Raw genomic sequence first — 13,014 nt, 5'->3', positions numbered from 1 at the left:
GCTGCTGCGCTGTCTCGGGCGGATCACCAGTTGGTCGACGGACAACAGAAAAAGAAAAAGGCAAGGCAGATGCCTTGCCTTCTTTAAGTCTGTTTTTACCGCAGTAACGGCGCGCGTCTGGTTGCGTGCGACTCGTATACTAGGCGGGCGTTTGTCCTCCCGAGACCTGGTCCGCGGCGCTTCGTCCAGCAAAGCGTGTCCAGCAAGGGTTTGATAACCGATTGCGACAGCTCTGTCATCACTTTAGGCATGCCTAGCCTGATCTTTTTGCAAAATTATTCTCAACTGCACTTGTGCAGTGCAACATCGTGCGATTCGGCGGCCTGGGGCGCCTTGTTCCGGTCAAAGGATGCCGCTAGGACCCGCGATGACAAGACTCCCGCCGGATCGTCGGCGGCCATGGAGATGACAATGCTGCGCAGCTCGCTCGCTACCCTTACCGTCCTGGCGTCGCTCGGCCTGGCCCAGATGCCCGCACAGGCGCAGGCGCCGGACCCGGCCAACACGCTGGTTCTGGAAACCAAGGATGGCCCCGTGACGATCCGGCTGCGGCCCGATCTCGCGCCCAAGCATGTCGCGCAGATCAAGGCGCTGACCAAGCGCGGCTTCTATGACGGCATCGTCTTCCACCGCGTCATCGACGGCTTCATGGCCCAGACCGGCGATCCGACGGGCACCGGCACGGGAGGTTCCGACCTGCCGAACATCAAGGCCGAGTTCACCCCGACCCCCTACAAGGTCGGCTCGGTCGGCATGGCCCGCTCGCAATCGCCCGATTCCGGCAATTCGCAGTTCTTCATCTGCTTTGAAGGCTGCGGCTCGCTGACCGGCCAGTACACGCTCTTCGGAGAGGTCGTCTCGGGCATGGAAGCGGTGCGCAAGATCAAGAAGGGCGCGGCCGGCAGCGGCCAGGTCTCGGGCCCCGACAAGATCGTGCGCATGCGGCTTCAGTCCGACGTGAAGTAAGCTTGCGAGGCGGGTCGAGAGGGGCAGGGTGATGTTGCGCGCATGGGCGCTTTCCGTCATGGCGGCCGCACTGCTTGCGGCGATGACGGGCGCTCGTGCGCAGGGCACGACCGATTTCGGCCTGCCGCCGCCATCCGGCTTCCAGAACCCGGTCCTGCCGCCACGGTCCGGTTCGCAGAACCCGGTGTTGCCGCCACCGTCGGGGCAGCGTTATTTGCCGGGCGTCGGCGGCCGTTTCGGCGGCGATGCTGACCTGCCGGGAGGCGGCGAGCGCAGCCGCCGGCCCCCGCAGCGCTCGGGCAGTGGCGAGATCGGCGTCATCGGCGTGATCGAGCCCGCCACCAAGTCGTTCGACGGCGAGGCACTTGATCGCCTCGCCGATATCGCCCCGGCCTTGCGCCGCTGCTGGACTCCACCCGCGATCGAGGGGCCCGATGCCGGCGCGATGGCGACCGTCCGCTTCAGCCTGCGCCGTGACGGCTCGCTGTTCGGCCAGCCCCGCGTGACCTGGGAAACCAGGCAGACCGATGCCGAACTGCGCCAGCGCTTCACCGAATCGGTGATCGCTGCCGTTCGCGGCTGCACACCAATGAGGTTGTCCCCGCCGCTTGGAGCGGCTATCGCGGGGCGACCTTTGTCCATCCGCTTCCACGGCCGCGCGCCGTCCAACGAAAGGCCGATCTGATGTCCCTCGATCCCGAGAACACCCTCGTCATGGAGACCACCAAGGGCAAGGTGGTGATCAAGCTGCGTCCCGATCTCGCCCCGAACCATGTCGAGCGCCTGAAGACGCTCGCTCGCAAGGGCTTCTATGACGGCATCGTCTTCCACCGTGTCATCGACGGCTTCATGGCCCAGGTCGGCTGCCCGCATGGCACCGGCACCGGCGGTTCGGACCTGCCAGACCTGGCGCAGGAGTTCAACGCCGAGCCGCATGTCCGCGGTGTCTGCTCGATGGCTCGCTCGCAGAACCCGAACTCGGCCAACAGCCAGTTCTTCATCGTCTTCGAGGACGCCCGCTTCCTCGACAAGCAGTACACCGCTTGGGGGCAGGTCGTAGAAGGCATGGAGATCGTCGACACGATCAAGCGCGGTGAGCCGGTGCGCGATCCCGATTCGATTGTCTCGATGAAGGTGATGGCCGACGCGGCCTGAGCCCCACCGTGGATGTCGGGCTCTTTGATTTCGACCTCCCCGAAGACCGCATCGCGCTGAGGCCTGCGAGCCCGCGCGATGCGGCGCGTCTGCTCGTCGTCAGGCCGGATGCGCCAGAGTCTTTCGAGGATCGCGGCATCCGCGACCTCGTCTCGCTGCTCGAACCCGGCGACGCGCTCGTTCTCAACGACACGCGCGTCATCCCCTCGCGGCTCTACGGTCGCCGCTGGCGCGGGGACTCTGCTGCCCGCGTCGAGATCATGCTGCACAAGCGCGAGGCGGCGGATCGCTGGCGCGCTTTTGCGAGGCCTGCCAAGAAGCTCGCGCTCGGCGAGACGATCACCTTCGGCGATGATTCCGAGGCAATCGTCTGCGAGCTCGGCCGCTTGCAGGCTGAAGTTGTCGCGAAGGACGAAGGCGGCGAGGTCGAGCTGCGTTTTGCCCTCGGCGGTGCCTATCTCGACGACGCCATCGCGCGCTTCGGCGAATTGCCGCTGCCGCCCTACATCGCCGGCAAGCGCCCGACCGATGAGGCGGATGCCCGCGACTACCAGACCATGCACGCCCGCTCCGATGGGGCGGTCGCGGCGCCCACCGCCGGCCTGCATTTCACGCCCGGTCTCGTCGCGGCGCTGGAGGCACGCGGCGTCTCGCGCCACCTGGTCACGCTCCATGTCGGCGCCGGCACCTTCCTGCCGGTCAAGGCGGACGACACCGACGAACATCGCATGCATGCCGAATGGGGCAGCGTCTCGACCGAGACGGCGGCGGCGCTGAATGCGGTCAGGGCGAAAGGCGGGCGCATCGTCGCGGTCGGGACCACCTCGCTGCGCCTGCTCGAAAGCGCGACGGGCGAGGATGGCGTCATCGCGCCGTTCTCGGGAGACACGGCCATCTTCATCACGCCGGGCTACCGCTTCCGCGCGGTCGACCTGCTGCTGACGAATTTCCACCTGCCACGCTCGACGCTGTTCATGCTCGTCTCGGCCTTCTGCGGGCTCGACTTGATGCAGCGCGCCTACGCGCACGCCATCGCCGGGGGCTACCGCTTCTACTCCTATGGGGACGGCAGCCTGCTGTATCGGGCGGCGGCAGGCCCCGCGGCACGCTGATCCATCCCGAGGGTCCGAACGCGGCGCTGCGCGGCGAGGAAAATCGTGTTCCGGCTCGCCTTCGCGTGGTGAAAATGCTACCCGGCACCACCACACAGGAATTCTGACGGACCATGGCCGATATTTTTCGCGAGATCGATGAGGAAGTCCGCCGCGACAAGGCGGCGGAGCTCTGGAAGAAATATGGCTGGCTCGTCACCGGGCTGGCCGTGCTGGCGGTGCTGTCTGTCGCCGGCTGGCAGTTCTGGCTGCATCGCGAGCAGCAGGCTTCGCAGCTCGTCGGCGCACGCCTCGAAGCGGCGCTGAAGGCCTCGCGCGACGGCAACGGCACCGAAGCCGAGACGATTCTGGGCGAACTCGCCGCGAGTGCGCCTGCCGGCTATCGCCAGATCGCCCGCTTCCGCCTTGCCGCCGAGACGGCCAAGCGCGATGCGGCGGCCGGCGCGACCGCTTTCGACGCGCTCGCCAATGACGGCTCGCTGGCGCAGCTCTACCGCGATCTCGCCCGGCTGCGTGCCGGCATGCTGCGCGTCGACCTCATGCCCTATGCCGAGCTCCGGACGGCGCTGGAGCCGTTGGCGACGCCACAGGGCGTCTGGCGCCATTCGGCCCGCGAGTTCCTCGGCATCGCCGCGCTCAAGGCCAATCTCTTCGAGGATGCCGGCCGCTGGTTCGATGCCATCGTCACCGATCCGCAATCGCCCGCCGTGTTGCGCCAGCGCACGGAACTCTACCTTGCTTTGGTGCGGGGCGGTCCGGTCGAGACCAGGAACTGAGTTTTATTCGACGAACGTCATCCCGGCCGGCCGCAGGTCGACCCGGGATCCATGCCTGAGCCTCTCCGAACAGCGTTCCGGCATGGATTCCGGATCGGCGCGGCTTTGCCGCTTGTCCGGAACGACGGTTCGTTTTTATCGTCTTGATGGTTCGACCCATGTCGTGCCGCGCCGGCGAAACAGGATTATCTGAACTGCCATGACTGCCACCGTCGCCATCATCGGCCGCCCCAATGTCGGCAAGTCGACGCTGTTCAACCGGCTCGTCGGCAAGAAGCTCGCGCTCGTCGACGACCGGCCGGGCGTGACGCGCGACCGGCGCGAGGGCGAGGCCTCGCTCGGCCATTTGCGCTTCAACATCATCGATACGGCCGGGCTGGAGGAGGCCGATCCGGCCTCGCTCGCCGGCCGCATGCGGGCCCAGACCGAGACCGCCATCGGCCAGGCCGACGTCATCCTGTTCATGATCGACGCCAGGCTCGGCCTGACGCCGATGGACCAGCCCTTCGCCGATCTCGTGCGCAAATCCGGCAAGCCCGTGATCCTGCTCGCCAACAAGGCCGAAGGAAGGAAGGGCCTCGACGGCATTTTCGAATCCTATGCGCTGGGCTTGGGTGACCCGGTGCCGTTCTCCGCCGAGCATGGCGAGGGCACCTCGGATCTGCTGGAGGCGCTCGCCCCTTACGTCGATGTCGAGCCGGAGGAGGAGGAAGCCTTCGACGAGAGCTATGGCGACAAGAAATGGGTCGATGCGCCCGCCGCTGTCACCGGCGACGAGGACGACGAGTACAACGACCCGGACAAGCCGCTGCGCGTCACCATCATCGGCCGCCCCAACGCCGGTAAGTCGACGCTGGTCAACCGCATGATCGGCGAGGAACGCCTGCTGACCGGCCCAGAGGCCGGCATCACGCGTGACACGATCTCGGTCGACTACGAATGGCGCGGGCGCCCCGTGAAGCTCTTCGACACGGCGGGCATGCGCAAGCGCGCCCGCATCGAGGAGAAGCTCGAGAAGATGTCGGTGCAGGATGCGCTGCGCGCGATCCGCTTTGCCGAGGTCGTCGTCGTTCTGCTCGACTCGACCATTCCCTTCGAGAAGCAGGACCTGACGCTGGTCGATCTGACCGAGCGCGAGGGCCGTTGCGTCGTCATCGGCCTGAACAAGTGGGACCTCGTTGCCGACAAGAACGGCCTTCTGGCCGAGCTGAAGGAAAAGGCGGGGCATCTTCTGGCGCAGGTGCGCGGCGTGCCGATCGTGCCGCTCTCGGGGCTCGCCGGGGAGGGCATCGACCGTTTGATGCAGGCGGTCTTCGGCGCCTATGACGTCTGGAACCGCCGCGTCTCGACGGCGAAGATCAACCGCTGGCTCGAAGGCGTGCTCTCGGCCCATCCGCCTCCGGCCGTCGCCGGCCGGCGCATCAAGATCCGCTACATGACCCAGGCCAAGGCCCGCCCGCCGACCTTCGCGCTGTTTGGCAACCAGCTCGACCATCTGCCGGTGTCCTACACCCGCTACCTGGTCAATAATCTGCGCGAGGCCTTCGAACTGCCGGGCACGCCGATCCGCCTACACACGCGCGGCGGAGACAACCCTTACGACAAGAACAAGCGCGCCGGGTGAGGCGCAGCGTCATGCTCGGGCCTGACCCGAGCATCTCTTGCGGGAGCATTCTCGTCCGGAGATGGTCGGCTCAAAGCCGACCATGACGGCTGTCACGCCGGCATCTGCGGCGCCAGCACCTTGCCCTGCGGGAAGTCGAAGATCTTGCCGGTCTCCGCCCAGTCCGGCGAGGCGATCGCGACCAGATGCGGCGCCAGGTCCTCCGGCGTCTTCAGCGTCAGCGGGTCTTCGCCAGGCATCGCCTCGGCCCGCATGCGCGTGCGCAACGGCCCGGGATTGACCATCATCACCTTCAGAGGGGTCGTCACGGTCTCGGCGGCATAGGTCCGGCCCATCGCCTCGACGGCGGCCTTGGAGATCGAATAGGGCCCCCAATAGGCCAGGCACTTATGCGCCGCGCCCGACGACATCAGAATGACGCGGCCGGCATCGGACGCCTGCAGCGCCGGCTCGACCGATTTCAGCAGGCGCCAGTTGGCCGTGACATTGGTGTCGAACACCTTGGCCCACTCCTTGGGCGAGGCGTGGGTCAGCGGCGACAGCGGGCCGAGGATGCCGGCATTGGCCAGCAGGATGTCGAGCTTGCCCCAACGCTGAAGCAGGGCAGGGCCGAGCTTCTCGATCCCGGCGGCATCGCCGAGATCGAGCGGAACCAGCGTCGCGGTGCCGCCGATGGCGCGGATCTCGTCGTCGAGTTCCTCGAGCGCGCCGCTGGTGCGGGCGAGCGCGACGACATGGGCCCCGGCATCCGCGAAGGCGAGCGCCGCCGCCCGTCCGATGCCGCGCGAGGCGCCGGTGACGAGCGCGACGCGCCCTTCCAGAGGCTTGGTCATGGATATCCCTGAGATTCAGCCGGCTTCGGCAAGAAGCGAGATCTGCTGCTTGGCGCTCTCGCCGATCACGTCGGTCAGCGAGGTCGGGTAATCGCCGGTGAAGCAATGGTCGGTGAACTGCGGCCGGACGGGGTCGCGGCGCTCATGACCCATGGCGCGGTAGAGCCCGTCGACCGAGAGGAAGGCCAGCGAATCGGCACCGACGAACTGGCGCATCTCCTCGAGGGAATGCGTCGCGGCGAGCAGCTTCTCGCGGTCGGGGGTGTCGATGCCGTAATAGTCCGGATGGGTGATCGGCGGCGAGGAGATGCGGAAATGCACCTCGCGGGCGCCGGCCTCGCGCATCATCTTCACGATCTTGAGCGAGGTCGTGCCGCGCACGATCGAATCATCGACCAGCACGATGCTCTTGCCCTCGACGACCGAGCGGTTGGCCGAGTGCTTCAGGCGCACGCCCAGTTCGCGGACCTTCTGCGTCGGCTCGATGAAGGTGCGCCCGACATAGTGGTTGCGGATGATGCCGAGTTCGAAGGGGATGCCGCTCGCCTGCGCGAAGCCGAGCGCCGCCGGCACGCCGGAATCAGGCACGGGCACGATCACGTCGGCACTGGCCGGCGCTTCTAGCGACAACTGCGCGCCCATCGCCTTGCGGCGCTCATAGATGCTGCGGCCCTTCACGATCGAATCCGGCCGGGCGAAATAGATGTACTCGAAGATGCAGGGCCGTTCGGGCACGGCCGGGAAGGGCTTGTGGCTCTCGATGCCGTCCTCCGAGATCACCACGACCTCGCCGTTCTCGACCTCGCGGATGAACTTCGCGCCGATGATGTCGAGCGCGCAGGTTTCCGAGGTCAGGATGGGCGCACCGTCAAGCTCGCCCAGCACCAGCGGCCGGATGCCGAGCGGGTCGCGGACGCCGATCAGCTTCTTGTTGGTGATGCCGACGAAGGCATAGGCGCCCTCGATCTGGCGGATCGCCTCGACGAAGCGCTCGATGAAGCGCGGCTTGCGGCTGCGCGCGACGAGATGCAGCAGCACCTCGGTATCCGAGGTCGACTGGTAGATCGCGCCGTCGCGGACGAGGTTGCGCCTGAGCGTCAGCCCGTTGGTCAGGTTGCCGTTATGGGCAACGGCAAAGCCGCCGCCATGCAGTTCGGCGAAGAGCGGCTGGACGTTGCGCAGGATCGTCTCGCCCGTGGTCGAGTAGCGCACATGGCCGACGGCCTGCGCACCTTTCAGCTTCTCGATCACCGAGGCTTCCGAGAAGGCGTCGCCGACGAGGCCTAGCCGGCGCTCCGAATGGAAGCGCGTGCCGTCGAAGGCGACGATGCCCGCCGCCTCCTGGCCGCGATGCTGCAGAGCATGCAGGCCAAGCGCGGTCAGCGCCGCGGCATCGGCATGGCCGAAGATGCCGAACACGCCGCATTCCTCCCGCAGCCTGTCGGCGTTGGGATCGAAAGCGGCCTCGGTCTCGGCGGCCTCAGTCTCGGGTTTCGAGATCATACAAAGGCTCCATGCGGCTCGGACGATGGGTCTTTACGCGCAAATTAGGGACGGGTTGGGGCAGGCGTCGTCGGGCGAGTGGCGTCGATGGCGCGCTGCAGCGCCTGCCGGTCGGCGGCATTGGGCACTTCGGTGCGGCGCTGCGGGTCGGTGCCAGAGGGCGTTCCTGGCGTCGCGGGCTGGCGCGGCTCTTCCGCCGGCGCCTCGGTCGGCTCGCCCTCGGCCTTGGGCTTCAGCAGCTTCTTGACGAAATCGGCGTTGACGTCCTGCGGCAGCATCGCCAGCAGCGACCGGCCGGTTTCCTCGAGCATGGGCTTGGCCTTGGCGTCCTTGGCCCAGGCCGGCATGTTCTTGTCGCCCATCAGGGCGGCGAAGAAGAGATAGCCGATCACCGCGAGCAGCACGCCTCGCCCCGCGCCGAACACGAAACCGAGCGTGCGGTCGAGCGCGCCGATGCGCGAATCGAGCACGAAGTCGGAAATCCGCGCCGTCACCAGCGAGACGACGATCAGCGTCACCAGGAAGAGCGAGGCGATCGAGGCGATCAGCGCGATCGTGTCGTTGGGAATGTACTGCTTCAGGATCGGCAGTACCTGCGGGTGGAACACCCAGGCCACCGCAGCCGCAGCCGCCCAGGAGGCGATCGCGAGCACCTCGCGCGTCAGACCGCGCACGGCTGCCAGCAAAGCCGAGATCAGAACCACGCCGATGACGACGAGATCGAGGATGGTCACAGGCATGGATGAGCCGCTTCGTTATGGTCTCGGAATGGCCTGCAAGAAATGGGCTGGCCGCATCGGCTTTGCTATACGCGTTCGTGCCGTCTGCGTCACTATTGCGGCGCCGTCATTTCACATCTCTGCGAGGTGCACGCGCGGCGATATCGGCAACGAGTTCCGTGACATGGCCGAAGCGCCTCAGGCTGAGGCCGCCGCCGTCGCCGGCGTCCGCTCCGCCGGACGGCATCAGCGCCGCCTCGAAGCCGAGTTTGGAGGCTTCGCGCAGCCGAGCGGCGGCGACCGAGACCGGGCGGATCGCCCCCGACAGCGCGATCTCGCCGAAATAGACCGATTCGGGCGGCAGGATCGCCCCGGTGAGCGAGGAGACCAGCGCGGCGGCGACCGCGAGGTCGGCGGCCGGCTCGTTCACGCGCAGGCCGCCGGCGACGTTGAGATAGACGTCGTGCTGCCCGAGGCGAAGGCCGCCATGCGTTTCCAGCACGGCCAGTACCATGGCGAGGCGGCTGTTCTCCCACCCGACGACGGCGCGGCGCGGTGTGCCGAGCGAGGTCGGCGCAACCAGCGCCTGGATCTCGACCAGGACCGGCCGCGTGCCCTCGACGCCGGCGAAGACGGCCGCGCCCGGCGCCGCCTGGTCCCGGCCGGCCAGGAACAGTGCGGAGGGATTGCCGACTTCGGACAGGCCCTTGCCGGTCATCTCGAAGACGCCGATCTCGTCGGTCGCGCCGAAGCGGTTCTTCTGCCCGCGCAGGATGCGGAAGGCGTGCGCCCCTTCGCCTTCGAACGACAGCACCGCATCGACCATGTGCTCGACCACGCGAGGCCCGGCGATCTGCCCGTCCTTGGTAACATGGCCGACCAGGATCAGGCAGGCGCCGCTGGTCTTGGCATAGCGGATCAACGCCTGGGCTGAGCCACGCACCTGCGTCACGGTGCCCGGCGCGCTCTCGACCTCGCCCGACCACATCGTCTGGATCGAATCGATCACGACGAGGGCAGGGCGGTTGCCCTGGCCCAGCGTCGCGATGATGTCCTCGACATTGGTCTCGGCGGCGAGATCGACCGGCGCGTCCGCCAGTCCCATGCGCTCGGCTCGCAGGCGCACCTGCCCGGTCGATTCTTCGCCCGAGACATAGACGACGCGGCGGCCCGACAAGGCGAGTGCGGCGCAGGCCTGCATCAGCAGGGTCGACTTGCCGATGCCGGGATCGCCGCCGATCAGCAGCACCGAGCCCGGCACGAAACCGCCGCCGGTGACGCGGTCGAGTTCGCCGATGCCGGAGACGATGCGCGGCGCATCCAGCGTGTCGCCCTTCAGGCTCTCCAGGGCGAAGACGCGTCCCCTGGCCCTGCCACCGGAGGCGCCGCGCGCGCCTGGAACCGGCGCGGCCTGCGCCTCCTCGGACAGCGACGACCAGGTGCCGCAGGCGTCGCATTTGCCTTGCCAGCGATGATAGACCGCGCCGCAGGCCTGGCAGGTGTAGGTCGGGCCGCGTTTCGCCACGCGCGGCTAGAGCCCGAGATAGCGGCGCGCATGGCGCCGGCCGAGGCTGGTCAGGATCTCGTAGCCGATCGTCTTGGCACCGGCACCGACCGTCTCGAGATCGAGCGGGCCGCCGATCAGCGTGACCGGGTCACCGCGCTTCGCTTGCGCGGCCGGCGCCTCCGTCACGTCGACGATGATCAGATCCATCGAGACCGTGCCGACGAACGGGCAGACGACGCCACCGGCGATCGCCGAGCCACCCGTGCTCGTGTCGGTCCAGCTCGCATTGCGCGGATAGCCGTCGGCATAGCCGAGGCAGATCGTGGCGAGCCGGCTCTTCCGCTTGGTCGTCCAGCGGCCGTTATAGCCGACCTGCATGCCGGCCTCGACATCGCGAAGCTGCAGGATGCGCGAGGTCAGAGCGATGACGGGCCGCATCGGATTGGCGAGGCCGGGCGTCGGATTGCCGCCATAGAGCGCATAGCCCGGCCGGGTGAGCTGGTAGGAGGGACAGTCCTTCAGGAAATGCCCCGACGAGTTCTTCAGCGAGGCGGGAATGCCGGGGAAAGCGGCCGCAATCTCGGAAAAGGCCGCGATCTGGCGCGCATTGGCCGGGTCGTTCTCGTCTTCCGAAGAGGCGAAATGGCTCATCACCAGCCCGATTCCGGCAGCGTCGATGTCGGCCTTGAGCGCACGCATCAGGCTCATGCCCTCGCCCGGCCAGATGCCGAGACGGTTCATCGCCGTGTCGAGATGCAAGGCGGCAGGCCTGACCGCCGCCCCGGAGGCTCGGAATGCCGCCCATTCCTGCAATTCCTCGGACGAGCCGAGGACCGGCGACAAATCATGCTCGGCATAGCGGCCGGCGCTGCCCGGCAGGAGCCCGTTGAGCACATAGATCGCAGCTCGCGGTGCAACGGCGCGGGCTCGGACGCCTTCCGAGAGATGGGCGACGAAGAAGCTCTCGCAGCCTGCGGCAGCCAGCGCCGTCACGGCCGGTTCGAGGCCCAGCCCATAGGCGTTGGCCTTGACGACGGCGGAAGCTTCGGTCCCCGCGCGTTCGCCCAGCGAACGCCAGTTCGCGACGAGCGCACCGAGGTCGATCGTCAGGATGGTGCCGCAGGTTTCGGCATCGGGCGTATCGAAAATCGTCATTCGCGGTCCGGAAGTCGCATGTCGTCGGCTCGGTCGGAGAAGCGTGTCACCTCGGCGTCGAACTGCAGCGCGATCGCGCCGGTCGGGCCATGGCGCTGCTTGCCGATGATCAACTCGGCCACGCCATGCGCCAGCTCCATTTCGTTGAGCCAGGTTGCGTGTTCGGGCGTGTTTGGGCGCGGCTCCTTGCCCTTGAGGTAATATTCGTCGCGATAGACGAACATCACCACGTCTGCGTCCTGCTCGATCGAGCCGGATTCGCGCAGGTCGGAGAGCTGTGGGCGCTTGTCGTCGCGGCTTTCGACCTGGCGCGAGAGCTGCGAGAGCGCAACGATCGGAACCGCGAGTTCCTTCGCCAGCGCCTTCAGGCTGGTCGTGATCTCGGTCAGCTCCTGCACGCGGTTTTGATTGTTCTTGGAGGAGCCGGAGAGAAGCTGCAGGTAGTCGATGAACAGGACGTCGAGGCCCTTCTGGCGCTTCAGCCTGCGGGCACGGGCGACGAGCTGGGCGATCGAGATGCCGCCGGTCTGGTCGATATAGAGCGGCAGCTTCTCGATCTGTGCCGCGACATCGGTCAGCTTGGCAAAATCGGCCTCGGTGATGCGGCCCTGCCGGATCTTGTAGGAGGAGATGCCCGACTGCTCGGCGACGATGCGGGTGGCGAGCTGGTCGGCCGACATTTCGAGCGAGAAGAAAGCGACGATGCCGCCATCGACCGTCTTGATCGTGCCATCGGTCTGGCGCTCGCCACGCCAGGCCTTGGCGATGTTGAAGGCGATGTTGGTGGCAAGCGAGGTCTTGCCCATGGCCGGGCGGCCGGCGAGCACGATCAGGTCCGAGTGCTGCAGGCCGCCCATCCGGTGGTCGAGATCGCGCAGGCCCGTCGACAGACCCGACAGACCGCCCGCGCGTTGATAGGCGTTGGCGGCCATCTCGATGGCGGTGTAGAGCGCCCCGTCGAATTTCTGGAAGCCGCCCTCGTAGCGGCCCTTTTCGGCGAGTTCGTAAAGCTTGCGCTCGGCTTCCTCGATCTGCTCGCGCGGCGCCATCTCGACCGGCGCGTCGTAGGCGACGTTGACCAGGTCTTCGCCGACACCGATCAGCAGGCGGCGAACCGCCAGATCATAGACCGTGCGACCATAATCGCCGGCATTGATGACCGTCGTGGCCTCAGCCGCGAGGCGCGCGAGATATTGCGAGGCTGTGATGCCGCCGAGGTCCATCTCGCCGACGAAGGTCTTGAGCGTGATCGGCGTCGCGATCTTGCCGGCCCGGATCAGGCTCGAGGTCAGCTCGAAAACGCGCTGATGGATCGGCTCGAAGAAATGGTCCGGCAGCAGGAAGTCGGAGACGCGGTAGAAGGCGTCGTTATTGACCAGGATCGCGCCCAGCAGCGCCTGCTCCGCCTCGATGTTGTGAGGCTGGACGCGGTATTCGGCCTCGCGGGTTTCGAGGCGGGCGACGAGGGCGGTTGCTGTGGCCATGGCCTTGGATAAGTCAGCGCTGAGTGATAGCGAAAGAGAACGAGAGGGGAACGCAACATTCGTCGTCGAGTAGTCCGAATTGTCCACAGTCTGAAGCGGACCCCTGTCAGACGACGACAGGATATTCAGCCATCTAGCCATCTTCTGCCATCTTGATGGCAGGTCCGGCGAGGGGTACTC

The 13,014-nt window shown here is 67.0% G+C and carries 12 protein-coding genes; 6 read left to right on the top strand and 6 right to left on the bottom strand.

The window, feature by feature from the left end; translation table 11 throughout:
- The first annotated feature begins 405 nt into the window (after positions 1 to 405).
- The 6 genes from C8D03_RS23770 (at position 406) to der (ending at position 5,633) form a co-directional block, all read left to right on the top strand.
- Entirely contained in the window at positions 406 to 966 is a 561-nt protein-coding gene (locus tag C8D03_RS23770) for a peptidylprolyl isomerase (RefSeq protein WP_465246484.1), read from the top strand.
- A gap of 31 nt (positions 967 to 997) precedes the next feature.
- On the top strand, positions 998 to 1,651 hold the full coding sequence (locus C8D03_RS23765) for a hypothetical protein (RefSeq protein WP_146170275.1): 654 nt from the start codon (positions 998 to 1,000) through the stop codon (positions 1,649 to 1,651).
- Positions 1,651 to 2,121, top strand: coding sequence for a peptidylprolyl isomerase (locus tag C8D03_RS23760; RefSeq protein WP_108050255.1), 471 nt, complete (start codon positions 1,651 to 1,653; stop codon positions 2,119 to 2,121). Before C8D03_RS23765 ends, C8D03_RS23760 begins: the two co-directional genes overlap by 1 nt.
- An 8-nt stretch (positions 2,122 to 2,129) precedes the next feature.
- Positions 2,130 to 3,233, top strand: coding sequence for a tRNA preQ1(34) S-adenosylmethionine ribosyltransferase-isomerase QueA (queA, locus tag C8D03_RS23755; RefSeq protein ID WP_108050253.1), 1,104 nt, complete (start codon positions 2,130 to 2,132; stop codon positions 3,231 to 3,233).
- Between the two features lie 113 nt (positions 3,234 to 3,346).
- The gene (locus C8D03_RS23750; RefSeq protein ID WP_108050251.1) at positions 3,347 to 4,009 is read left to right on the top strand and encodes a tetratricopeptide repeat protein; all 663 of its coding nucleotides are present in this window, start codon (positions 3,347 to 3,349) and stop codon (positions 4,007 to 4,009) included.
- Between the two features lie 199 nt (positions 4,010 to 4,208).
- Entirely contained in the window at positions 4,209 to 5,633 is a 1,425-nt protein-coding gene (gene der / locus C8D03_RS23745) for a ribosome biogenesis GTPase Der (RefSeq protein WP_108050249.1), read from the top strand.
- Between the two features lie 92 nt (positions 5,634 to 5,725).
- Here der and C8D03_RS23740 read toward each other — a convergent pair whose 3' ends face one another.
- The 6 genes from C8D03_RS23740 to C8D03_RS23715 form a co-directional block, all read right to left on the bottom strand.
- Positions 5,726 to 6,466 (bottom strand): SDR family NAD(P)-dependent oxidoreductase, encoded by a 741-nt coding sequence (locus C8D03_RS23740; protein WP_108050247.1) that lies wholly within the window; start codon positions 6,464 to 6,466, stop codon positions 5,726 to 5,728.
- Between the two features lie 15 nt (positions 6,467 to 6,481).
- Positions 6,482 to 7,969 carry an amidophosphoribosyltransferase gene (purF, locus tag C8D03_RS23735; RefSeq protein ID WP_108050245.1) on the bottom strand — a complete coding sequence of 496 codons (1,488 nt, stop codon included), beginning with the start codon at positions 7,967 to 7,969 and terminating at the stop codon, positions 6,482 to 6,484.
- 44 nt (positions 7,970 to 8,013) lie between these two features.
- Positions 8,014 to 8,709: a CvpA family protein gene (locus tag C8D03_RS23730; RefSeq protein ID WP_108050243.1), complete on the bottom strand. Its 696-nt coding sequence runs from the start codon at positions 8,707 to 8,709 to the stop codon at positions 8,014 to 8,016.
- A 106-nt stretch (positions 8,710 to 8,815) separates the two neighbouring features.
- Positions 8,816 to 10,213 carry a DNA repair protein RadA gene (gene radA / locus C8D03_RS23725; RefSeq protein ID WP_108050241.1) on the bottom strand — a complete coding sequence of 466 codons (1,398 nt, stop codon included), beginning with the start codon at positions 10,211 to 10,213 and terminating at the stop codon, positions 8,816 to 8,818.
- Positions 10,214 to 10,219: 6 nt separating this feature from the next.
- Positions 10,220 to 11,350, bottom strand: a complete 1,131-nt coding sequence (alr, locus tag C8D03_RS23720; protein ID WP_108050239.1) for an alanine racemase — start codon at positions 11,348 to 11,350, stop codon at positions 10,220 to 10,222.
- Positions 11,347 to 12,834 carry a replicative DNA helicase gene (locus tag C8D03_RS23715; protein WP_108050238.1) on the bottom strand — a complete coding sequence of 496 codons (1,488 nt, stop codon included), beginning with the start codon at positions 12,832 to 12,834 and terminating at the stop codon, positions 11,347 to 11,349. Before C8D03_RS23715 ends, alr begins: the two co-directional genes overlap by 4 nt.
- Positions 12,835 to 13,014 lie beyond the last annotated feature (180 nt).

The organism is Bosea sp. 124, from assembly GCF_003046175.1.
Taxonomy (GTDB): domain Bacteria; phylum Pseudomonadota; class Alphaproteobacteria; order Rhizobiales; family Beijerinckiaceae; genus Allobosea.
The sequence above is the reverse complement of the archived record's forward strand: the minus strand, read 5'-3'. Positions and strand labels throughout refer to the sequence as shown.